Source organism: Enterobacter sp. UPMP2061 (genome assembly GCF_053709615.1).
Map to the genome: position 1 here is coordinate 105,202 of NZ_JBSKJP010000007.1, position 21,739 is coordinate 126,940.

Genomic DNA, 21,739 nt, shown 5'->3' on the forward strand with positions numbered 1-21,739 from the left:
GTACAGCGTCTTGTTACCTTCCTCACAAATTCGCGCCTACAGCAAAATCCTCCATATCACCGCCTTTATATTGCAACGCATATATTCGTTTGCCAGCGAATAATTCTCTCCATACCGAAACCCGGAGAGCTGTCGATGAATAACAACAAACTGTCAGTGAAAGAAAAGATCGGCTATGGCATGGGTGACGCCGGATGCAACATTATCTTTGGCGCCATCATGTTATTTGTTAACTACTTTTATACGGATATTTTTGGTCTGGCTCCTGCACTGGTTGGCGTTTTACTCCTGTCCGTACGCGTCATTGATGCCGTCACGGACCCAATTATGGGCGCGATTGCCGACCGTACCCGCAGCAAATATGGCCGGTTTCGTCCATGGCTGCTGTGGATTGCCTTCCCCTACGCGCTGTTCAGCATCCTGATGTTTACCACGCCTGACTGGAGCTATAACAGCAAAGTTATCTATGCCTTTGTCACCTACTTCCTGCTGTCGCTGACCTATACGGCTATCAACATTCCCTACTGCTCGCTGGGCGGAGTGATTACCAACGATCCCAAAGAGCGCGTCGCCTGCCAGTCATATCGCTTCGTGCTTGTCGGCATCGCCACGCTGCTGCTGTCGCTGACGCTGCTGCCGATGGCCGACTGGTTCGGGGGAGATAACAAAGCCAAAGGCTACCAGATGGCGATGACCGTGCTGGCGCTGATTGGTACCTGCATGTTCCTGTTCTGCTTCGCCACGGTGCGCGAGCGCGTGCGTCCGGCGGTGCAAACCCATGACGAACTGAAAAACGACCTGAAAGACGTGTGGAAGAATGACCAGTGGGTGCGGATCCTGCTGTTAACCCTGTGCAACGTCTGCCCTGGCTTTATCCGCATGGCGGCTACCATGTATTACGTCACCTGGGTCATGGGGCAAAGCACCCATTTCGCCACGCTGTTTATCAGCCTGGGCGTGGTCGGCATGATGTTCGGCAGTATGCTGGCGAAAGTGCTGACCGACCGCTGGTGTAAGCTGAAGGTCTTCTTCTGGACCAACATCGTGCTGGCGATTTTCTCCTGCGCCTTCTACTTCTTCGATCCGAAAGCGACGACAACCATTGTCGTGCTCTACTTCCTGCTGAACATTCTGCACCAGATCCCGTCACCGCTGCACTGGTCGCTGATGGCCGACGTGGACGACTACGGTGAATGGAAAACCGGGAAACGCATCACCGGGATCAGCTTCTCCGGCAACATCTTCTTCCTGAAGCTGGGTCTGGCGATTGCCGGGGCAATGGTCGGCTTCCTGCTCTCCTGGTACGGCTACGACGCGGGCGCAAAAGCGCAGAGCGCGGATGCCATCAACGGGATCGTGCTGCTGTTTACCATCATTCCCGGCATTGGATACTTAATTACCGCGGGCGTAGTACGTCTGCTGAAAGTGGACCGTGAGACCATGAAGCAGATCCAGTCCGATCTGGAAAAGCGTCGCACCAACTATCGCGAGCTGAACGATTATCAGGAACTCAAAGCCGCTGAGACTAAATAAGGAAAGCCGAATGCAAACCTGGCCAAACCCGTTTATTGAACAACGCGCCGACCCGTATATCCTGCGTCACGATGGGCAATATTACTTTATCGCCTCCGTGCCGGAATACGATCGGCTGGCGATCCGCCGCGCGCACTCGCTGGAAGGTTTACGCGATGCCGAAGAGGTGGTTGTCTGGCGCAAGCCCGACACCGGCCCGATGAGCCAGCTGATCTGGGCACCGGAACTGCATCATATCGACGGCAGGTGGTACATCTATTTTGCCGCCACGCATACCCAGGCGCTCGATCAGCTCGGGATGTTCCAGCATCGCATGTTTGCCATTGTATGCGCAGACGGCGATCCGCTCACCGGTACGTGGGTGGAAAAAGGACAAATCAAAACCCCGTTTGACACCTTCGCGCTGGATGCCACCACCTTTATTCATCAGGGTAAACGCTGGTATCTGTGGGCGCAAAAAGCCCCGGACATTTCCGGTAACTCCAATCTTTACCTGTGTGAAATGGAAAATCCGTGGACGCTGAAAGGCGAGCCGGTGATGCTCAGTAAACCGGAATATGACTGGGAGTGCCGTGGGTTCTGGGTCAACGAAGGCCCGGCGGTGCTGTTCCATGGCGATAAGCTGTTTATCAGCTATTCCGCCAGCGCCACCGACGAGAACTACTGCATGGGATTACTGTGGGCAGACCTGAATGCCGATCCGCAAAACCCGGCTAACTGGCATAAATCCCCGCGCCCGGTGTTCGTCACCAGCTACGAAAACCGTCAGTATGGGCCAGGCCATAACAGCTTTACGCAGACGCCGGAAGGCGAAGATGTGCTGGTCTACCACGCGCGAAACTACACTGAAATTGAAGGCGATCCGCTTTACGATCCCAATCGCCATACTCGCCTGAAACTCGTCCGCTGGAACGAAAACGGGATGCCTGATTTCGGCATCCCGCCCGTGGACACGCCGTAACAGCTTCGGCGCGCTGGCTTAGACCAGCGTGCCGTAAATCGTCAGCAGCGCCACAATCACCACCACCACAAAGGATGTTTTCTTCGCCATCGAGACGGCAGCTTTTGGCGTTGCGACTTTGTCCGTGTGCGGCTCACGCGCCAGCGAGAACTGTGCCAGTCGGGTTAAAACCTGATACTGCGAGGTATGGCGGTCTGCAAGGGAGACAAACCACGCGGGCAGCGCCTTTTCACCGTGACCGATGAGGGCATAGACCACGCCTACCAGACGCACCGGAAGCCAGTCGAGCACGTGCAGGATGGCATCAATGCCGGACTGTAGACGTTCATGCGGCGTAAGATAGCGGGCAAGCCAGGTCTGCCAGGCGCGCAGGAACGCATAACCCATCAGCAGTACCGGCCCCCAGGGTCCGCCCACCACGAACCAGAACAGCGGAGCCAGGTAGTAACGGAAGTTAATCCACAGCAGCGCGTTTTGCAGCTCCCGCAGAAACTCGCGTTCATCGCAATCCGGCGGTACGCCGTGGATCATCGTCAACTCGCTCGCCATCGCGCCGCGCGCGTGGGCATCGTCCCGGGAAGCGGCTTTCAGATACGCGTGATAGTGCAAACGCACCTTGCCCGCGCCAATACACAGCACGCCGAGCAGGATCCACACCACCAGCAGCGGCACGTTGAAAAAGAGGCCGTAAAGCGAGCGCAGCAACAGGAACGTAATCGCCATCACGCCTGCCGCCATCAGCAGCGTGCGCAGCATGGAAAAATGCCTGATGCGGCGGAATAACACCTCCAGCCGGTGATCCAGATGCCAGTGCTCGCCGAGCTTAAACAGGCGTTCAGCGATCATAACCAGCAGCATGGTAAACAACGTCATGTTATCTCCTTATCTGACGACGTGGTAAGCATGGCGTGAAACCGGGACCAGTCAAACGCCGGGCCGGGGTCGGTTTTTCTTTCCGGGGCGATGTCGCTGTGCCCTGTAATATTGTCTGCAATGGCGGGATAGCGCCCGATTAACGTTTGCGTTACAGCAACCAGTTTCTCATATTGCGCATCGGTGTAAGGCGTGGTGTCCGTTCCTTCCAGTTCAATTCCAATAGAGAAATCATTGCACCGCTCGCGCCCCTGATACATCGACACGCCAGCATGCCAGGCTCGCTTATCAAAAGGAACATACTGAACCACTTCGCCATCACGACGGATCAGACAGTGCGCCGATACGCGCAGATGCGCAATCTCAGCAAAGAAGGGGTGGGCATCGGGATCTATCGTTCCAGTGAATAACGCATCGATCCACGGACCGCCAAACTCACCCGGCGGGAGACTAATATTGTGAACCACCAGCTGTGTGGGCTTTTCATCCTCCGGGCGGCAGTCGTGGTGCGGCGACGGTACATGCCGCGCGTCCACCAGCCATCCGTTTTCTAACAACATGCTGGAACTCCTTATCTATGGTGCTGTTACTCGGTTCAGAGTAGCATGTTTCAATATTATGATTCGTTACCAATTTGGAGTTTTATCATGCCGCCTCGCCGCTATAACCCCGACCACCGACGTGACGCGCTTCTGGAACGTATTAATAGTGATATCCCGGCAAGCGTTGCCCATGCCCTGAAAGAAGATCTCGGCGGCGACGTCAGCGCCGATAACGATATTACCGCCCAATTGTTGCCAAAAGAGACACGCTCGCATGCGGTGATCATCACCCGCGAAGCGGGGGTTTTCTGCGGCAAACGCTGGGTTGAGGAGGTCTTTACCCAGCTGGCAGGCGACGAGGTGCAGGTAACATGGCACGTTGAAGACGGTGATGCGGTCACGGCGAATCAGCCACTGTTCGAGCTGGACGGCCCGTCCCGCGTCTTGCTGACCGGTGAACGCACCGCGCTCAATTTTGTGCAAACGCTCTCTGGCGTTGCCAGTGAAGTACGCCGCTACGTTGACCTGCTGGCAGGCACCCGCACGCAGCTGCTGGATACCCGTAAAACCCTGCCGGGCCTGCGGACCGCGCTGAAATACGCGGTACTCTGCGGTGGCGGCGCCAACCATCGTCTGGGGCTATCCGATGCCTTCCTGATCAAAGAGAACCACATTATTGCCTCTGGCTCGGTGCGTCAGGCCGTGGAAAAAGCCTTCTGGCTGCATCCGGATGTGCCGGTCGAAGTGGAAGTGGAAACGCTGGAGGAGCTGGACGAGGCCATTAAAGCGGGGGCTGACATCATCATGCTCGATAACTTCGACACGGAGCAGATGCGTGAAGCGGTCAAACGCACAAACGGCCAGGCGCAGCTTGAGGTGTCCGGCAACGTGACGTTCGACACCATCCGCGAATTTGCTGAAACCGGCGTCGATTACATCTCCGTTGGCGCCCTGACCAAGCACGTCCGTGCCCTCGACCTCTCGATGCGCTTCAAATAAATTAGCCTCCCCTCTCCGCCCGGAGAGGGGAAATACGAAACCGCTCGCAATTACGCTGTCCTTCTCTGCAACACTGAATCATTTCCCTGAAAGCCCCTTCACGTTCACGCTTTTGTCCCTCGTTTCTGCATGCTGGCACTGCCACAGTAGCGCCACTTAACGTAAGGAGCAGACATGAACAGACAACAAGGATTTACCCTGATTGAGCTAATGGTGGTCATTGGCATTATTGCCATCCTGAGCGCGATTGGCGTTCCGGCTTATCAGAACTACCTGCGAAAAGCCGCGCTCACCGATATGCTGCAAACGTTCATCCCCTACCGCACCGCCATTGAGCTTTGCGCCCTGGATCGTGGTGGTGTGGATAGCTGCGACGCAGGCACCAATGGCATCCCCTCCCCGACAACCACACGTTACGTTTCAGCGATGAGCGTGGCAAAGGGGGCCGTATCGTTAACAGGGCAGGAAAGCCTTAACGGACTTGAAGTGCTCATGACACCGATCTGGAGCGACGGTAACGGTATGACGGGCTGGACGCGTGACTGCAAAATTGCGTCCGACACGGCGCTCAGACAAGCTTGTGAAGATGTTTTCCGCTTCGACAACAACTGACAGGAGTGGACAATGAATACCGAACAGCTAATGACGCTCTGTCAGCGCCATCACGCACTGCTACTCGCAAGCGACACCGATATGATCAGCATTGCGGTGGTGGGTAATCCTGCCTCTGAGCTGATGGAAGCGTTACGCTTCGCCACGCAGAAGCGTATTGATATTGAGTGCTGGACGGCAGAACGGATGGAAAAACGGCTTCAGTCCGTCTCATCATCACACCTGCCGGGCATAGCGCCAAACTCAGCCGCTGACGTGCTCAGTACAACCTTGCAGCAGGCAGTAAACCAGCGGGCTTCTGACATCCATATTGAACCGACGGAGCACGGCTACCAGATCCGTTTGCGAATCGACGGTGTTCTCTACCCGCAACTGCCGATTTCCACCGCCCTCGGAACGACGCTTGCCGCACGCCTGAAGGTGCTGGGTCAACTGGATATTGCGGAGCGTCGCCTGCCGCAGGACGGCCAGTTTACGGTGGAGCTGGCAAGCGTCCCCGTCTCTTTTCGTATCGCAACCCTTCCCTGTAGCGGTGGAGAAAAAATCGTGCTTCGTCTGCTTCACCAGGTACAGCAGGCACTGGAGCTTGAACAGCTGGGGATGAGCGCAGACCAGCAGGCCCGTTTTGCCGGGGCGCTTAACAGCCCTCAGGGGTTGATTCTGGTCACCGGCCCGACCGGTAGCGGGAAAACGGTGACGCTGTACAGCGCGTTACAGGCGCGAAATACCCCTGACGTCAATATTTGCAGCGTGGAAGATCCCGTTGAAATCCCGCTTGCAGGCTTAAACCAGACGCAGATTAATCCGCGCGCGGGGCTGACCTTCCAGAGCGTGCTGCGCGCCCTGCTCAGGCAGGATCCTGACATCATTATGGTGGGTGAAATTCGTGACGGCGAAACGGCAGAAATTGCCATTCAGGCGGCGCAAACCGGACATCTGGTGCTGTCCACCCTCCATACTAATTCGACGACTGAAACGCTGGTACGACTGCAACAGATGGGCGTCGCGCGCTGGATGATCTCTTCGGCGCTCTCGATGGTGATTGCCCAGCGACTGGTGCGCCGTTTATGTCCGTACTGCCGACAGGAAGCCAGCCGCCACACCGAATTACCCCGCACGCTGTGGCCCCGGCCGCTTCCTCGCTGGCAACCCACCGGCTGCGATCGCTGCTACCACGGTTTTTATGGTCGCGTAGCCATTTTTGAAGTGCTCGCCATCGACGACACGCTGCGGCAGGCCATCGCCAGCGGAGCAAGCACGGAGGTGATTGGGTCCAGCGCTCGTCAGGCGGGAATGACCTCTTTGTTTGAGCATGGCTGCATGGCCGTAGAACAAGGGCTGACCACGCTCGAAGAGCTGTTGCGCGTCCTGGGAATGCCCGATGGCTGCTAATTCGCTCTGGCGCTGGCGTGCCCTGAACACCGAGGGGGAGGTGCAAACCGGCACCCTCTGGGCCATCGACCGTGACGCAGCTTACACGGCTCTGGTGCTTAAACAACTGCACCCGCTGGCGCTAAAACGCTGTCAGCAGCGCCAACGATGGCAGGTGCAGCACTGCTACGATATTTTTCGCCAGCTCGCCACGCTGCTACAGGCTGGACTCACGCTATCCCAAAGCCTGCACATGCTGGCGGAACAGCATCCTTTGCAGCACTGGCAGGCGCTGCTGCACAGTCTTGCTGATGACCTGAGCGAAGGTTGCGCCCTGTCAGAGGCCATGAAGAAATGGCCAGAGGTGTTTAGCCCTCTTTATGTCTCAATGGTGAAGACGGGTGAGCTGACGGGTAAGCTCGAAGCCTGCTGCCGTCAGCTTGCGCAGCAACAAAAATCCCAGCAGCAGCTCAGTGCGAAGGTGAAGAAAGCGCTGCGCTATCCGCTGATCATCCTGACGCTGGCCGTTTTCGTGGTGCTGGCGATGGTCACGCTGGTTTTGCCTGAGTTTGCTGCAATCTACAAAACGTTCAACACCCCGCTCCCTTTGCTCACGCAGGCAGTCATGGGGCTGGCGGCCTTGGTTCAGGCGCATATCCTCACCCTTTTGGCCCTGCTCGTGGCAATGGTTGTCATCGCCTGTAAGCTGCGGCGGCATCCACGCTGGCAGTATGTCTTGTTACACGTACCGGTGATGGGCACGCTGACGCGCGGGCAAAAACTGGGGCAGATTTTTACCGTGCTGTCATTAACCCAGCAGGCCGGAATTGCCTTTTTACAAGGACTGGAGAGTGTGGAGGAGACCGTTGAGAGGGGCTACTGGCAGGAGAAAATCCGTGAGATACGCAGCGATATCGAACAGGGAATGCCCGTGTGGTCCTCCTTCCAGAAGACCTCTGTTTTTACGCCACTGTGTATTCAGCTCATTCGCACCGGAGAAGTGTCGGGTTCACTGGATGTCATGCTGATGAATCTGGCCCGCCACCATACGGAACAGACATTTCAGCAGGCAGACAATCTGGCGGCGCTTCTTGAGCCTTTGCTACTGGTCGTGACGGGACTGATTATCGGCACGTTGGTAGTGGCAATGTATCTGCCGATTTTCCATCTGGGGGATGCAATGAGCGTGGGGTAATGCTGGCGCACGGGCGCGCGCCAGCCCTAGCCGTCAGAGGCTATTGAATACGCGGTTTTCCTGCTCCTGAACGCGGATAAACGTCGTGCGTTTCGTCAGCTCTTTCAGGCGGGAAGCACCAACGTAGGTGCAGGCAGAACGCAGACCGCCGAGGATATCGCGCGCCGTGTTTTCGACCGGACCACGCAGTGGCAGCTTAACGGTTTTGCCTTCCGCCGCACGGTATTTCGCGACACCGCCCACGTGACGGGTCATCGCGGATTCAGAGCTCATTCCGTAGAACAGCATGAACTTCTCACCGTTTTCTTCCACCACGGTACCGCCGCTCTCTTCGTGGCCTGCCAGCATGCCGCCGAGCATCACGAAATCCGCGCCGCCGCCGAAGGCTTTCGCGACATCGCCTGGCATGGTGCAGCCACCGTCGCTGATGATCTGGCCGCCCAGACCGTGCGCAGCGTCAGCGCATTCAATTACCGCAGACAGCTGCGGATAACCCACACCGGTTTTCACGCGCGTGGTGCAAACGGACCCCGGGCCAATGCCAACTTTCACAATGTCGGCCCCGGAGAGTATCAGCTCTTCACACATTTCACCGGTCACCACGTTGCCCGCGATGATGGTTTTGGTTGGCCAGGCCTCACGTGCCTTGCTGACGAACTGAACGAAATGCTCGGAATAACCATTTGCCACGTCAATGCAGACAAAATTCAGCGCTGGATTGGCGTTCAGGATCTGTTTGGTTTTCTCGAAATCTGCATCAGAGGTACCGGTCGAGACCATCACATGCTTCACCACGTCAGCCGAGGCGGAGGCGACAAACGCATCCCACTCTTCAGCGCTGTAGTGTTTGTGTACCGCAGTAAGGATGTCGAATTGCGCCAGTGCGGTAGCCATCTCGAAGGTTCCGACGGTGTCCATGTTGGCCGCGATAATCGGCACGCCAGACCACGTCTGACCGGAATGCTTAAAGGTGAATTGACGTTCGAGTTCAACGTCTGAGCGACTTTTCAGTGTAGAGCGTTTAGGGCGGATAAGAACGTCTTTGAAACCTAACTTCAGATCTTCTTCGATACGCATGTGCGGATTCCTGGGGTTAGAGGCAAATATATTAAAAGCACAACTCCAGTGACGCTATCATACGCACTAATACCTGCTCCGCAAGACTGCGAAATTCTCTTTTTTTACGCTACAATCCTATAAATTTACCTGGTAAAAAGCGGGTAAAGAGAGCTAAACATTGGCTGTTGTAAGTTTGAATTTTAAGCAACTGATTTTAAAACTGAATAATTCCCAGGATCTGATTTAATGGGGTATATCGTCGCATTAACCGGCGGCATCGGTAGTGGTAAAAGCACCGTTGCGCACGCGTTTGCTCGTCTCGGCATCACGATTATCGACGCCGATATCATTGCCCGTCAGGTGGTAGAACCCAATACACCCGCCTTAAACGCCATCGAAGCGCATTTTGGTCGCCGTGTGATACAGGCTGACGGCACCCTGAATCGTCGGCAGCTGCGTGAGTGCATATTTTCCGATCCAGCGGAAAAAGCCTGGCTTAATGCCCTGCTCCACCCCATTATCCACCAGGAAACTCAGCGTCAGATTGCCGCAGCCAGTTCGCCCTATGTGTTGTGGGTGGTCCCGTTACTGGTGGAAAATCAGCTTCAAAATAAAGCAGACAGAACGCTGGTGATTGACGTTTCCCGCGAAACGCAAATCCAGAGAACCATGGCGCGTGACCATGTTTCTCGCGAGCATGCTGAACAAATTCTTGCCGCACAGGCCACGCGCGAAGCGCGCCTCGCCATTGCGGATGATGTTATTGATAATAACGGCGCACCAGATGCCATTGCATCGGATGTTGCTCGTCTGCACGCGCAGTATCTGACCTTCGCCGCGCAGGCCGTTGCACAGGAAAAACCATAATGTCGACTCATATCCTTTTTGAGCACCCGCTTAACGAAAAAATGCGTACCTGGCTACGCATAGAATTTCTTATTCAACAGCTTTCACAACATCTGCCTGTCAACGATCACGCCACCGCGCTGCATTTTTTCCGCAACGTGGGCGATCTGCTGGATGTGATTGAACGCGGCGACGTCCGCACTGAGCTGTTGAAAGAGCTGGAGCGCCAGCAGCGTAAATTACAGGCCTGGGCCGAAGTACCGGGCGTGGATCAAAGTCGAATTGACGCTTTACGCCAGCAGCTGAAAAACAGCAGCACGACCCTGATGGCCGCGCCGCGCGTTGGCCAGTTTTTACGAGAAGATCGTCTGATTGCGCTGGTGCGCCAGCGCCTGAGCATACCGGGCGGATGCTGTAGCTTTGACCTGCCAACGCTGCATATGTGGCTGCACATGCCGCAGGAACAGCGCGATCGCCAGGTGAACAGCTGGCTGGGCAGCCTGGAGCCGATGAATCAGACGTTATCCCTGATCCTCGATCTTGTGCGTAACTCTGCCCCGTTCCGCAAACAAACCAGTCTCAACGGTTTCTATCAGGATAACGGCGACGACGCCGATCTTCTGCGCCTGAACCTGTCTCTTGGCGAGCAGCTTTACCCGCAAATTTCCGGGCATAAAAGCCGTTTCGCGATCCGCTTTATGCCGCTGGACAGTGAACATGGCACCGTGCCGGAACGCCTCGATTTTGAACTGGCCTGTTGTTAAGGAGTGCCAATGTCTGACGTAACCACCGTAAACTGCCCAACCTGTGGGAAAACTGTCGTCTGGGGAGACGTAAGTCCATTTCGCCCATTCTGCTGTAAGCGCTGTCAGCTTATAGACCTGGGCGAATGGGCGGCGGAAGAGAAACGCATTCCGAGCGAAGGCGATCTCTCGGATAGCGATGACTGGAGCGAAAACCAGCAGTAACGTTCAAAGCCTGCTGGCGCGTCGCTTAGCAGGCCTACGGTTGTGCGGCCAGCCGGAGGATCACAGGCTCATTGGCAGGCGGGAATTTTTCCGCATCGCTGGCCTGAAGCTCAATCCAGTTACCCGGCTGCCCCTCTTTTCCCCACGGCTCCCCTTCCCAGTTTTCAACCAGCCAGAACCACAGCGTGATGTGACGATCCGGAAACTGGTACTCCAGCTTATCGAACAGCGTTGCGCCAAGCGGGGTGATCCCCACCTCTTCCTGAAGCTCACGCACCAGCGCCTGCTCCGGCGTTTCACCTGATTCGATTTTTCCGCCGGGGAATTCCCATTTGTTGGCCATGTGCGCATCGGCGGCACGTTGGGTAATGAAGATCTGATTTTGCGGGTTGCGAATGATCCCGACAGCAATTTGCAGTGTTTTCATCATGTCACTTCCATAAAAAAGGCGCAGATATCTGCGCCTTTTCAGTTTGTTATGTTCTTAACTCAGACGGCCGTGGCACGCCTTGTATTTTTTGCCGGAACCGCATGGGCACGGATCGTTACGACCGACTTTACGATCGCCCGTCTGCGCTGCGATTGCCGCTGCGGCTTCGCTTTCATCGGTCTGATGGCTCAGCTGCTGCATCTGTGCCAGACGCTCAGCTTCTTCACGACGCTGCTGCTCCATCGCTTCCACTTCTTCCGGCATACGCACCTGAACTTTGCTCAGGGTGCTGATGACTTCATACTTCAGCGACTCCAGCATGGCAGCAAACATGGAGAAGGATTCACGCTTGTACTCCTGCTTCGGATCTTTCTGCGCATAACCACGCAGATGGATACCCTGACGCAGGTAGTCCATTGCCGCCAGGTGCTCTTTCCACAGGGAGTCCAGGGTCTGCAACATTACGCCTTTCTCGAAGTGACGCATCATCTCTGCGCCAACCACTTCTTCCTTACGCTTGTAGACGTCCAGCGCGGTTTCGTAGATACGCTCGCGAAGGGTCTCTTCGTGCAGCTCAGGCTCTTTGTCCAGCCACTCTTTGATTGGCAGTTCGAGATCGAAGTCGTTTTTCAGACGTTCCTGCAAACCTTCGATATCCCACATCTCTTCCAGAGACTGCGGCGGAATGTGCGCGTCGATAGTGGCTTTGAACACATCTTCGCGAATGCTGTTGATGGTTTCGCTCACGTCGGACACGTCCAGCAGTTCGTTACGCTGGGTGTAGATCGCACGACGCTGGTCGTTGGCAACGTCATCATATTCCAGCAGCTGCTTACGAATATCGAAGTTGCGGCTTTCTACTTTACGCTGGGCGTTGGCAATCGCTTTGGTAACCCACGGGTGCTCGATCGCTTCGCCAGGTTTCATGCCCAGTTTACGCATCATGCCGGACACACGGTCAGAGGCGAAAATACGCATCAGCGCATCTTCCATAGACAGATAGAAGCGGGAAGAACCGGCATCACCCTGACGACCTGCACGACCGCGCAGCTGGTTATCGATACGACGGGATTCATGACGCTCGGTACCAATGATGTGCAGACCACCGGATGCCAGCACCGCGTCGTGACGCACCTGCCAGTCGGCTTTGATCTGCGCGATTTGCTCTGGGGTTGGGTTTTCCAGCTCCGCCACTTCGGCCTGCCAGCTACCGCCGAGCATAATATCGGTACCACGACCCGCCATGTTGGTGGCGATGGTTACGGCAGCCGGGTAACCGGCCTGCGCAACGATATCTGCTTCTTTAGCGTGGAACTTGGCGTTCAGAACGTTGTGTTTGATGCCTGCTTTGGTCAGCTCGTTAGATACCACTTCGGATTTCTCGATGGAGATGGTCCCCACCAGTACCGGCTGGCCCTTCGCGGTACGTTCGCGAATATCTTCGATGATCGCCTGAATTTTTTCCGCTTCAGTCATGTATACCAGGTCCGGCATATCCTTACGGATCATCGGACGGTTGGTAGGTACTACCACGGTATCCAGCTTATAGATGGAGCTGAACTCAAACGCTTCGGTATCTGCGGTACCGGTCATCCCCGCCAGCTTCTCGTACAGACGGAAGTAGTTCTGGAAGGTGATGGAGGCCAGCGTCTGGTTTTCGTTTTGAATATCCACGCCTTCTTTCGCTTCCACGGCCTGGTGCAGGCCATCGGACCAGCGACGTCCCTGCATGGTACGGCCGGTGTGTTCATCGACGATGATGACTTCGCCGTCTTTAACGATGTAGTCAACGTCGCGGGTGAACAGGGCGTGCGCGCGCAGTGCGGCCGTTACGTGGTGCATCAGCATGATGTTGCTCGGGGAGTACAGAGACTCGCCCTCTTCCATAATGCCTTCAGCCACCAGCAACTCTTCGATTTTCACCAGGCCGCGTTCGGTCAGGTTGACCTGACGCGCTTTTTCATCCACGGAGAAGTGACCTTCACCCTGGAAGGTATCGGAGTCTTCTTTCTCCTGACGCAGCAGGTGAGGAATGATTTTGTCGACTTTACGGTACATCTCGGAGCTGTCTTCGGCCGGGCCGGAGATGATCAGCGGGGTACGCGCTTCATCGATCAGAATGGAGTCAACCTCATCCACCAGCGCATAGTGCAGTTTACGCTGGACGCGCTCTTCCGGGCTGAACGCCATGTTGTCACGCAGGTAGTCGAAGCCGTATTCGTTGTTGGTGCCGTAGGTGATATCCGCGTTATACGCTTCACGCTTGGCAGGTGCCGGCAGGCCGGACATGTTAATGCCCACGGTCATGCCGAGGAATTCGAACAGTGGACGGTTGTTTTCGGCGTCGCGCTGCGCCAGATAGTCGTTGACGGTAACAACGTGAACGCCCTTACCCGTCAGCGCATTCAGGTAAGCCGGCAGCGTTGCCGTCAGGGTTTTACCTTCACCGGTACGCATTTCCGCGATGCAGCGCTCGTTGAGCACCATCCCGCCCAGCAGCTGCACGTCGAAGTGACGCATGCCGAACACGCGTTTACTGGCCTCACGTACAACGGCGAAGGCTTCCGGGATCAGGCTTTCTAAGGTTTCACCTTTCTCCAGACGCGCACGGAACTCCGCGGTTTTCGCTTTCAGCTCATCATCAGTGAGCTTCTCCATCGCCGGTTCCATACCGTTGATGACGTTCACAGCTTTGCGCATGCGGCGCAGGGTACGATCGTTACGACTACCAAAAACTTTGGTTAACAATTTGATTAGCATAATAAATTCTCAAACGCCCCAGTCGGGCAGATAAATTAAGGTATTGAAAAAGGTTAATTTAGCTGAGGCGTTGAGGCCCGGCACGGATGCCGTGAACCTGGCTAATCCATGTCGAAACAGAGAAGGATGCAGGGGAAACAAAATCCGTTTGCGCCGTCTGATTTACGGTCACTGGCGGCTGGTTGTCCTGCGTCAGAAGCGCATTAAGCGTATCGAGCAGGGCAAGATGCTGAGCCTGAACCGGCAGCGTTTCTTCCGCAACAGGCATCGTCTGCGGCGCCATCGCGAACGACAGATGGCGGATAACCGTGCGAATCGCGTGCTGCTGCCAGTAATCAACGGAGAAATTGGGACGGCGGCTGGCTTCAAGCCATGCGAGATTAGTGAAGTTAACCCGTGTGGTGAGATCGTGTTTGGTCGTCGTGGAACGTGCTGGCGTGGCCGCGTCTGCGCTGTTGCTGAGCACAGGCAAGCCGAAACTCGCCGCGACCATCCCCAATAAGAGATGCGGCCAGAAGTAACGTCTGCCAAATTGTCGCCAGCGCGTCAGTATTCCGCTCACTTGCTCCACCACGTTCGCCCGCCAGTGCAGGCTGAGTTCAGTTATTCTTTTTTAGCGCCCAGATATTACCACTAAAGCCAATACACGGCAGCAGGAATGACACCTTGCAGCAGGTAAAAACGGTCAATAATGCAGCGAACACACCGTTATTCGGCACCCGACACAGGCCAGGGGTGAGGGGGACAAATTAAAGAAGGGCAGAAATAAAAACGACTGGCTTCCCTGGTCGGAGAGAGTACCAGGTGAACCAGTCGCTTTTCTTACGAAACGGCTTTAACCGTTACGCCAGGACCATAGTCGGGGCTTTGAACGCCAGCGGCAGTTCAGCTTCGTCTTCGAAGGTCACATATTCCCAGGCTTCCTGTTTTGCCAGGACGGCCTGCAACAGTTTGTTGTTCAGTGCATGACCGGATTTAAACGCGGTAAATGCACCAATGATGTTGTGACCACACATGAAGAGGTCGCCGATCGCGTCCAGCATTTTGTGACGAACAAATTCATCTTCAAAACGCAGGCCGTCTTCGTTCAGTACGCGATAATCGTCAACAACGATGGCACAATCGAAGCTGCCGCCCAGGCACAGGCCGCGGGATTGCAGATATTCGATATCACGCATAAAGCCGAAGGTACGTGCTCGGCTGATCTGACGCATGAACGCATCCGCAGAGAAGTTCATCGCATAGCGCTGAGTGCTGGAGTCAATCGCCGGATGGTTAAAATCGATGGTGAAGTCCAACGAGAAACCATTGTACGGTTTGAATTCAGCCCATTTGTCGCCATCTTCGACGCGAACGGTCTCTTTAATGCGAACAAATTTCTTCGCGCAGTTCAGTTCTTCGATGCCGGCATCCAGCAACAAATAAACGAACGGAGCAGCACTCCCGTCCATGATCGGGATTTCTGGCGCATCGACTTCAACCATAATGTTGTCGATACCCAGACCCGCCAGGGCGGCGTTCAGGTGCTCTACGGTAGAAATCCGCACGTCATGCTCGTTCACCAGACAAGTACAGAGCATAGTATCACGCACAGATTTGGCATCGGCCGGAAAATCTACCGGTGGATTCAAGTCGGTGCGACGATAGATGACCCCGGTATTGGCCGGCGCAGGGCGTAACGTCAGTGTGACTTTCTTGCCGGTATGTAAACCGACACCCGTCGCCTGAACGATACGTTTAAGTGTCCTTTGTTTGATCATCGTATAATCTCGCCAAATTAACTATCCAACCGAGAGTGTATATCACTAACGGTGGGCCAGTTTAGCACAAAGAGCGCAAATCCCCAAATTCCAGCCAATTCTTAGTCAGCTTGCTTACGCAGGAACGCCGGGATATCCAGATAATCTGGCTCTTTTGCCGTTTGTGGAGTCGGGTCGTTCACCACTTTCGCAGCGGGTTTTTGCTCCTGAGTCAGAGGCGCCATACCGTGCTGCTGGTAACGATCCATAACCGGCTGCTGAGTCTGTTTGTTGGTCACCAGGGTGATCTCAGGACGCTTGTCCATACCGATACCGGTGGCCACAACGGTCACACGCAGTTCGTCGTTCATTTCCGGATCAAGGGACGTACCGATAACGACGGTCGCGTTGTCAGAGGCGAACGCACGGATGGTGTTACCCACGGTTTCGAACTCATCCAGACGCAGGTCAAAGCCAGCGGTAATGTTGACCAGCACGCCGCGCGCACCAGACAGATCGATATCTTCCAGCAGTGGAGAAGAGATCGCCATTTCAGCGGCTTCTTCCGCACGGTCTTCGCCGCTCGCCACGCCAGAGCCCATCATCGCGTAGCCCATCTCGGACATCACGGTGCGAACGTCTGCAAAGTCAACGTTCATCAGACCAGGACGGGTAATCAGTTCAGCAATACCCTGAACCGCGCCTTTCAGCACGTCGTTTGCCGCGCCAAAGGCGTCCAGCAGAGAGATACCGCGACCCAGCACTTTCAGCAGCTTGTCGTTCGGGATGGTAATCAGAGAGTCCACGTGCTTGGACAGCTCGGTGATACCCTGCTCCGCGAAAGCCATACGCTTCTTACCTTCAAAGTTGAAAGGCTTGGTCACGACAGCAACGGTCAGAATACCTAAATCTTTAGCGACTTCCGCCACAACGGGTGCTGCACCGGTACCTGTACCGCCGCCCATACCCGCTGCGATGAAGACCATGTCTGCACCGTCCAGTGCAGCGCGCAGCGCTTCACGATCTTCTTCAGCCGCGTTGCGGCCCACTTCCGGGTTAGCCCCTGCTCCCAGACCTTTGGTGATGCCACCACCGATCTGAATCGTCTGGCCAACAGCCGTTTTACGCAGCGCCTGCGCATCGGTGTTCACCGCGAAGAATTCAACACCTTCGATGCGCTCGCGCACCATGTGCTCTACGGCGTTACCGCCGCCGCCACCGACGCCGATGACTTTAATCACCGCGTCGTTGGTTAATTCCATAGGTTCAAACATAATCTCTCTCTCCGTTGTGCCTGTCGCCCGAGACCGCTAATTCTCTCCGGTCTCTTAAAAAAATTAAAACTCTTTTCGCAACCAGGTGTTAAGTCGTTTGACCCAAGACCCCACCGAGACGCGTTTTTCCACTTCTGCTTCACCACTCAAATGGGATTCTTTCCCATAGTGCAGCAGGCCCACGGCCGTTGAGTAATACGGCTCCTGAGCGTAATCCGTTAAACCGGTAATATTCAGCGGCGCACCAATACGCACCTGCGTATGGAAAACGCGCTGAGCGCAGGCCGCAAGACCTTCAATTTGCGCTGCCCCGCCGGTTAATACAATCCCCGCCGCGAGATGATGTTTCACACCCTGCTGGCGAAGCTGTTCCTGTAACTGCAAAATCTCTTCGTTGACCAGGTTGAGCAGCTCGGTATAACGCGGCTCAATCACCTCTGCCAGCGTCTGGCGTTGCAGGCTGCGCGGCGGTCGCCCGCCTACGCTCGGCACTTCAACGCTCTCGTCTTTGCCGACGATAGAGCCCAGCGCGCAACCATGGCGCACTTTAATCGCCTCTGCATCGCTCGGTGGCGTACCAAAGGCGTAAGCGATATCGCTGGTCACCACATTCCCGGCGTACGGGATCACTTTGGTGTGGCGTAACGCACCGCCGGTATAGACGGCCATGTCCATTGTACCACCACCAATATCGACCACACAGACGCCCAGTTCACGTTCGTCTTCGGTCAGCACGGAATAGCTCGCGGCAAGACCGGCGAAAATGAGTTGGTCAACTTTCAGGCCACAACGTTCAACGGCTTTTACAATGTTCTTCGCCATATCGTTGTGACATGTGATCAGGTGCACCTTTGCCTGCATACGCACGCCCGACAGACCGACCGGATTCTTGATGCCTTCCTGGTAGTCGATCGCGTATTCCTGCGGGATCACATGCAGCACACGGTGCTCGTCGCGAACACGCACGGATTTCGCCGTGTGGACAACGTTCTCAACGTCTTCCTGCGTCACCTCTTCTTCAGAAATCGGCACCATACCGATTTCATTCTGGCAGCTGATGTGCTTACCAGACAGGGCCAGATAGACAGAGGAAATCTGGCAATCTGCCATCAATTCAGCCTGGTCGATGGCGCGCTGAACGCATTTCACCACCGACTCAAGGTCGTTTACCCCACCTTTATCCATACCACGGGAGGGGCAGCTGCCCACGCCAATGATATTGACCATACCGTCGGGCAGAACTTCCCCTACCAAAGCGGCAACCTTCGCGGTGCCAATCTCCAGTCCTACTACCAATTTTCTGTCCGTCGACTTGATCATTGTTGTTCTGCCTGTACCTGTGCCTGATTTTGTTGCTGATTAGGTTCCTCGACCGGAGCCGGCTCCCAACCGACTGCTGCGCCTGAGTCATAGCGCAAATCAACGTAGCTTATCCGTTTGCCATCCGTCTGCGCCTGCTGCTGTAAAACCGGGTAAAGTTCTACAAAACGCGCCAGACGTTTCATTGTGTCGCCGCGGCCAAGATTGAGCTTAATGCCATTCGTTAAGGTCAACTGCCAGGAACGGCGCGCCGTCATCGCAGCATCTTTTAACGTAAAGCGATCCTTAGCCAGCACCTGCCCCATCTCACGAAAACCCTGCAATACTTCGTTTTCGCTGCCTTCCGGGCCATACAACATCGGTAAATTCTGCTTGTTGACACGATCGCTCGGGACGCTGAACGAATTTCCGTCTACGTCAACCATATGCTGATCATTCCAACGCGCAATCGGCACATATTCAACCAGATGAATCTTCAATTCATCAGGCCATTGTTTTCTGACACTCGCCTGTTTTATCCACGGCAGACGTTCAATCTGACTCTGGATAATGTTGACGTCCTGCGTCATAAAGGTGCCAGGCGACCCAAGCGCCAGAATCGACTGGCGAATGTCATCGTTACGCGTGTAGTGTCGCTCCCCGGTCACCACCAGCTTCGACAGCGGCAACCGCTGCGCGTCTTCCATCCAGCCCAGCACCATCCAGCCGCTGATAAACACGGTGCACAGCACCCCGAGCAGGAAGATGATCCCTGCAAGACGCGTTCCATTACTCCGGCGCGAAGAGGAATATTCTTCTTCGTCATCGCGGTTGCGCGTGTTCAATGCAGCCTGAGACATATCAGCCCGCCTGGTCCAGAATACGTACGACTAACTGCGAGAAGCTCATTCCCGCCTGACGCGCCGCCATCGGCACAAGGCTATGGCTGGTCATACCCGGAGACGTGTTTGCTTCCAGCAGATAAAATTGCCCGTCACCGTCAAGCATCACGTCAATGCGTCCCCAGCCACGACATCCCAGCACATTCCAGGCTTTAAGCACCAGAGACTGTAATTCGGCCTCACGCTCTGCTTCAAGACCCGCTGGGCAGAAATATTGCGTCTCATCAGAGAGATACTTCGCCTCATAATCATAGAAGACTCCGGCGGGTTGGATGCGAATTGACGGTAAAATTTCTTCGCCAAGCATCGCGACGGTAAATTCCGGCCCGCTAAGCCATTTTTCAATCAGAACTTCTTCATCATGTTGAAATGCCAGTGCTAAAGCGTCAGCCAAATCTACAGCTTTATCGACTTTAGACATTCCCACGCTCGACCCTTCACGGCTCGGCTTCACAATAACCGGTAAGCCCAGTGCCGCAATGCGTGTATTAACGCTGTCCGACAGACCCATTTCATATTCACGACGCGTCAGTGCAACCCATGGCGCAACGGGCAGACCCGCCCCCTGCCACAGCAGTTTGCTGCGCAGTTTATCCATGGAGATGGCGGATGCCATCACGCCGCTGCCGGTGTACGGCATGCCGATCAGCTCCAGCAGCCCCTGCAACGTGCCGTCTTCACCGCCGCGACCGTGCAACGCGATAAAGGCTTTATCGAAGCCCATCGCTTTCAGCTGCGTGACGTCCACCTCTTTCGGATCAACCGGATGCGCGTCCACGCCGCCTTCACGCAGGCCCGCCAGCACGGCAGCGCCCGAATTCAGAGAAACCTCGCGTTCGGCGGAAGTGCCGCCAAACAGGACAGCAATCTTATCAGCCATGTCGCTCGTCCTCCTGAGTTTGCGGCTTCAGTTTGATTTCAGCTAAGGTACGGGCGATTTTGCCGATATTTCCCGCGCCCTGAATCAGGATCAGATCGTTACCCGTCAGGACCGGGGCAAGCATCTCAGCTACCTGCGCCGGGTCGGGAACCAGAATAGGATCCACTTTACCGCGTCCACGGATGGTACGACATAAAGAACGACTGTCCGCACCCGGAATCGGCGTTTCACCCGCAGCATACACATCCAGCATCAGCAGGGTATCGACCTGCGAAAGGACGTTGGCAAAATCGTCATACAGATCGCGGGTACGCGTGTAACGGTGCGGCTGGAAGATCATGACCAGATTCTTTTCCGGCCAACCCGCGCGTGCCGCTTTGATGGTTGCGTCCACTTCCGTCGGATGGTGACCGTAGTCATCCACCAGCATCGCAGAACCTGGCTTACCGTTTACCGGCTCCAGCGGGAATTCACCGAGGAAGTCGAAACGACGGCCCGTCCCCTGGAAGCTCTCCAGCGCGCGCAGGATCGCTTCATCGTCAATGCCTTCTTCTGTCGCAACAGCCACCGCCGCCGCCGCATTCAGGGCGTTGTGGCGTCCCGGAGCGTTCAGGGTGACATGCAGCAGGTCTTTATCCTGACGCGCGAGGGTGAAATGCCCCTGCGCACCGATCTGCTTGTAATCTTCTACGCGTACATCCGCGTCTTCGCTGAAGCCGTAGGTCGTAATTTGACGCCCGACGCGCGGCAGCAGCTCGCGAATAACCGGATCGTCCACGCACATCACCGCACGGCCGTAGAACGGCAGGTTGTGCAGGAAGTTAATAAAGGTCTGCTTTAAGTTCTCGAAGTCGCCCTGGTAAGTGTCCATATGGTCAGCTTCGATGTTGGTGACGATCGCCACCATCGGCTGTAGATGCAGGAACGACGCATCGCTCTCATCCGCTTCCGCAATCAGATAACGGCTGTGGCCCAGACGCGCATGCACGCCAGCGGCTTTCACCAGACCACCGTTAACGAACGTCGGGTCGAGACCCGCTTCCGCATAAATGCTGGAGACCATCGCTGTTGTGGTGGTTTTACCGTGCGTACCGGCCACCGCAATGCCGTGACGGAAACGCATCAGTTCCGCCAGCATTTCCGCGCGACGGATCACCGGGATGCGCGCCTCATGCGCCGCAACGATTTCCGGGTTATCCGCGGAGATAGCGCTGGACACCACAACCACGCTCGCATCGCTCACGTTTTCCGGGCGATGATTGAAATAGATAGTCGCCCCCAGCGACGCCAGCTGCTGCGTAACAGGGTTTGGCGCCAGGTCAGACCCGCTGATCTGATAGCCTTCGTTAGCTAACACTTCGGCAATACCGCCCATGCCAGCACCACCGATGCCGACAAAGTGAATGTGCCGGACGCGACGCATCTCGGGCACGATAGAACGCAGTTTTGCCAGTTGTTGTGTATTCATTCTCTAAACGCCATCGACTACTTCAAAA

21 protein-coding genes are annotated in these 21,739 nt (G+C 55.7%); 9 read left to right on the plus strand and 12 right to left on the minus strand.

Annotated features, from left to right (window positions below; all coding sequences use genetic code 11):
* The first annotated feature begins 135 nt into the window (after positions 1 to 135).
* Together ACWKXX_RS14970 and ACWKXX_RS14975 are read left to right on the plus strand one after the other, a co-directional pair.
* Complete coding sequence (locus ACWKXX_RS14970; RefSeq protein WP_261666436.1) at positions 136 to 1,533, plus strand: glycoside-pentoside-hexuronide (GPH):cation symporter; 1,398 nt, start codon at positions 136 to 138, stop codon at positions 1,531 to 1,533.
* Between the two features lie 10 nt (positions 1,534 to 1,543).
* On the plus strand, positions 1,544 to 2,494 hold the full coding sequence (locus ACWKXX_RS14975) for a glycoside hydrolase family 43 protein (protein WP_261666437.1): 951 nt from the start codon (positions 1,544 to 1,546) through the stop codon (positions 2,492 to 2,494).
* Positions 2,495 to 2,512: 18 nt separating this feature from the next.
* Here the strand turns inward: ACWKXX_RS14975 and ampE are convergent, their stop codons facing one another.
* Together ampE and ampD are read right to left on the minus strand one after the other, a co-directional pair.
* The gene (ampE, locus tag ACWKXX_RS14980; protein ID WP_003856320.1) at positions 2,513 to 3,367 is read right to left on the minus strand and encodes a beta-lactamase regulator AmpE; all 855 of its coding nucleotides are present in this window, start codon (positions 3,365 to 3,367) and stop codon (positions 2,513 to 2,515) included.
* Positions 3,364 to 3,927: a 1,6-anhydro-N-acetylmuramyl-L-alanine amidase AmpD gene (ampD, locus tag ACWKXX_RS14985; RefSeq protein ID WP_454540830.1), complete on the minus strand. Its 564-nt coding sequence runs from the start codon at positions 3,925 to 3,927 to the stop codon at positions 3,364 to 3,366. The genes ampE and ampD overlap by 4 nt, the downstream gene beginning before the upstream one ends.
* 87 nt (positions 3,928 to 4,014) lie before the next feature.
* On the opposite strand from ampD, the gene nadC reads away from it, so the two are divergent.
* The 4 genes from nadC to hofC all read left to right on the plus strand — a co-directional run bounded on the left by nadC (position 4,015) and on the right by hofC (position 8,086).
* Entirely contained in the window at positions 4,015 to 4,908 is an 894-nt protein-coding gene (gene nadC, locus ACWKXX_RS14990) for a carboxylating nicotinate-nucleotide diphosphorylase (RefSeq protein WP_015572681.1), read from the plus strand.
* Positions 4,909 to 5,082: 174 nt separating this feature from the next.
* The gene (gene ppdD / locus ACWKXX_RS14995) at positions 5,083 to 5,520 is read left to right on the plus strand and encodes a prepilin peptidase-dependent pilin (protein ID WP_015572680.1); all 438 of its coding nucleotides are present in this window, start codon (positions 5,083 to 5,085) and stop codon (positions 5,518 to 5,520) included.
* A 12-nt stretch (positions 5,521 to 5,532) separates the two neighbouring features.
* Complete coding sequence (gspE, locus tag ACWKXX_RS15000; RefSeq protein ID WP_261666438.1) at positions 5,533 to 6,912, plus strand: type II secretion system protein GspE; 1,380 nt, start codon at positions 5,533 to 5,535, stop codon at positions 6,910 to 6,912.
* A complete protein-coding gene (gene hofC, locus ACWKXX_RS15005) occupies positions 6,902 to 8,086 on the plus strand; it encodes a protein transport protein HofC (RefSeq protein ID WP_214600952.1) in 1,185 nt (394 codons plus the stop codon). Before gspE ends, hofC begins: the two co-directional genes overlap by 11 nt.
* Positions 8,087 to 8,119: 33 nt before the next feature.
* On the opposite strand, the gene ACWKXX_RS15010 is transcribed toward hofC, so the two are convergent.
* Positions 8,120 to 9,163 carry a GMP reductase gene (locus ACWKXX_RS15010; RefSeq protein WP_017383777.1) on the minus strand — a complete coding sequence of 348 codons (1,044 nt, stop codon included), beginning with the start codon at positions 9,161 to 9,163 and terminating at the stop codon, positions 8,120 to 8,122.
* A gap of 228 nt (positions 9,164 to 9,391) precedes the next feature.
* On the opposite strand from ACWKXX_RS15010, the gene coaE reads away from it, so the two are divergent.
* From coaE to yacG, 3 genes are read left to right on the plus strand one after another with little or no spacing between them, the layout of a single operon-like run.
* Positions 9,392 to 10,012, plus strand: a complete 621-nt coding sequence (gene coaE / locus ACWKXX_RS15015) for a dephospho-CoA kinase (RefSeq protein WP_049134037.1) — start codon at positions 9,392 to 9,394, stop codon at positions 10,010 to 10,012.
* Positions 10,012 to 10,755, plus strand: a complete 744-nt coding sequence (gene zapD, locus ACWKXX_RS15020; protein WP_015572676.1) for a cell division protein ZapD — start codon at positions 10,012 to 10,014, stop codon at positions 10,753 to 10,755. The genes coaE and zapD overlap by 1 nt, the downstream gene beginning before the upstream one ends.
* Positions 10,756 to 10,764: 9 nt before the next feature.
* Positions 10,765 to 10,959: a DNA gyrase inhibitor YacG gene (gene yacG, locus ACWKXX_RS15025; RefSeq protein ID WP_015572675.1), complete on the plus strand. Its 195-nt coding sequence runs from the start codon at positions 10,765 to 10,767 to the stop codon at positions 10,957 to 10,959.
* A 34-nt stretch (positions 10,960 to 10,993) separates the two neighbouring features.
* Here the strand turns inward: yacG and mutT are convergent, their stop codons facing one another.
* From mutT to murC, 9 genes are all read right to left on the minus strand, one after another.
* Complete coding sequence (gene mutT, locus ACWKXX_RS15030; RefSeq protein ID WP_026080649.1) at positions 10,994 to 11,386, minus strand: 8-oxo-dGTP diphosphatase MutT; 393 nt, start codon at positions 11,384 to 11,386, stop codon at positions 10,994 to 10,996.
* Positions 11,387 to 11,443: 57 nt separating this feature from the next.
* Positions 11,444 to 14,149 (minus strand): preprotein translocase subunit SecA, encoded by a 2,706-nt coding sequence (gene secA / locus ACWKXX_RS15035; protein ID WP_015572673.1) that lies wholly within the window; start codon positions 14,147 to 14,149, stop codon positions 11,444 to 11,446.
* Positions 14,150 to 14,207: 58 nt separating this feature from the next.
* A complete protein-coding gene (gene secM / locus ACWKXX_RS15040) occupies positions 14,208 to 14,711 on the minus strand; it encodes a secA translation cis-regulator SecM (RefSeq protein WP_032103219.1) in 504 nt (167 codons plus the stop codon).
* A gap of 280 nt (positions 14,712 to 14,991) precedes the next feature.
* Positions 14,992 to 15,909: a UDP-3-O-acyl-N-acetylglucosamine deacetylase gene (lpxC, locus tag ACWKXX_RS15045; RefSeq protein WP_003856337.1), complete on the minus strand. Its 918-nt coding sequence runs from the start codon at positions 15,907 to 15,909 to the stop codon at positions 14,992 to 14,994.
* 101 nt (positions 15,910 to 16,010) lie between these two features.
* The gene (gene ftsZ / locus ACWKXX_RS15050; RefSeq protein ID WP_003856338.1) at positions 16,011 to 17,162 is read right to left on the minus strand and encodes a cell division protein FtsZ; all 1,152 of its coding nucleotides are present in this window, start codon (positions 17,160 to 17,162) and stop codon (positions 16,011 to 16,013) included.
* A gap of 63 nt (positions 17,163 to 17,225) precedes the next feature.
* The gene (gene ftsA, locus ACWKXX_RS15055) at positions 17,226 to 18,482 is read right to left on the minus strand and encodes a cell division protein FtsA (protein ID WP_003856340.1); all 1,257 of its coding nucleotides are present in this window, start codon (positions 18,480 to 18,482) and stop codon (positions 17,226 to 17,228) included.
* Complete coding sequence (gene ftsQ, locus ACWKXX_RS15060; protein WP_003856342.1) at positions 18,479 to 19,321, minus strand: cell division protein FtsQ; 843 nt, start codon at positions 19,319 to 19,321, stop codon at positions 18,479 to 18,481. Before ftsQ ends, ftsA begins: the two co-directional genes overlap by 4 nt.
* Before the next feature lies 1 nt (position 19,322).
* A complete protein-coding gene (locus ACWKXX_RS15065) occupies positions 19,323 to 20,243 on the minus strand; it encodes a D-alanine--D-alanine ligase (RefSeq protein WP_040117216.1) in 921 nt (306 codons plus the stop codon).
* Positions 20,236 to 21,711: a UDP-N-acetylmuramate--L-alanine ligase gene (gene murC / locus ACWKXX_RS15070; protein ID WP_003856345.1), complete on the minus strand. Its 1,476-nt coding sequence runs from the start codon at positions 21,709 to 21,711 to the stop codon at positions 20,236 to 20,238. The genes ACWKXX_RS15065 and murC overlap by 8 nt, the downstream gene beginning before the upstream one ends.
* Positions 21,712 to 21,739 lie beyond the last annotated feature (28 nt).

Coding starts and splice junctions, on each gene's coding strand:
- ACWKXX_RS14970 (WP_261666436.1), top strand. CDS start 136: ATGAATAACAACAAACTGTCAGTGAAAGAAAAGATCGGCTATGGCATG.
- ACWKXX_RS14975 (WP_261666437.1), top strand. CDS start 1,544: ATGCAAACCTGGCCAAACCCGTTTATTGAACAACGCGCCGACCCGTAT.
- ampE (WP_003856320.1), bottom strand. CDS start 3,367: ATGACGTTGTTTACCATGCTGCTGGTTATGATCGCTGAACGCCTGTTT.
- ampD (WP_454540830.1), bottom strand. CDS start 3,927: ATGTTGTTAGAAAACGGATGGCTGGTGGACGCGCGGCATGTACCGTCG.
- nadC (WP_015572681.1), top strand. CDS start 4,015: ATGCCGCCTCGCCGCTATAACCCCGACCACCGACGTGACGCGCTTCTG.
- ppdD (WP_015572680.1), top strand. CDS start 5,083: ATGAACAGACAACAAGGATTTACCCTGATTGAGCTAATGGTGGTCATT.
- gspE (WP_261666438.1), top strand. CDS start 5,533: ATGAATACCGAACAGCTAATGACGCTCTGTCAGCGCCATCACGCACTG.
- hofC (WP_214600952.1), top strand. CDS start 6,902: ATGGCTGCTAATTCGCTCTGGCGCTGGCGTGCCCTGAACACCGAGGGG.
- ACWKXX_RS15010 (WP_017383777.1), bottom strand. CDS start 9,163: ATGCGTATCGAAGAAGATCTGAAGTTAGGTTTCAAAGACGTTCTTATC.
- coaE (WP_049134037.1), top strand. CDS start 9,392: ATGGGGTATATCGTCGCATTAACCGGCGGCATCGGTAGTGGTAAAAGC.
- zapD (WP_015572676.1), top strand. CDS start 10,012: ATGTCGACTCATATCCTTTTTGAGCACCCGCTTAACGAAAAAATGCGT.
- yacG (WP_015572675.1), top strand. CDS start 10,765: ATGTCTGACGTAACCACCGTAAACTGCCCAACCTGTGGGAAAACTGTC.
- mutT (WP_026080649.1), bottom strand. CDS start 11,386: ATGAAAACACTGCAAATTGCTGTCGGGATCATTCGCAACCCGCAAAAT.
- secA (WP_015572673.1), bottom strand. CDS start 14,149: ATGCTAATCAAATTGTTAACCAAAGTTTTTGGTAGTCGTAACGATCGT.
- lpxC (WP_003856337.1), bottom strand. CDS start 15,909: ATGATCAAACAAAGGACACTTAAACGTATCGTTCAGGCGACGGGTGTC.
- ftsZ (WP_003856338.1), bottom strand. CDS start 17,162: ATGTTTGAACCTATGGAATTAACCAACGACGCGGTGATTAAAGTCATC.
- ftsA (WP_003856340.1), bottom strand. CDS start 18,482: ATGATCAAGTCGACGGACAGAAAATTGGTAGTAGGACTGGAGATTGGC.
- ftsQ (WP_003856342.1), bottom strand. CDS start 19,321: ATGTCTCAGGCTGCATTGAACACGCGCAACCGCGATGACGAAGAAGAA.
- ACWKXX_RS15065 (WP_040117216.1), bottom strand. CDS start 20,243: ATGGCTGATAAGATTGCTGTCCTGTTTGGCGGCACTTCCGCCGAACGC.
- murC (WP_003856345.1), bottom strand. CDS start 21,711: ATGAATACACAACAACTGGCAAAACTGCGTTCTATCGTGCCCGAGATG.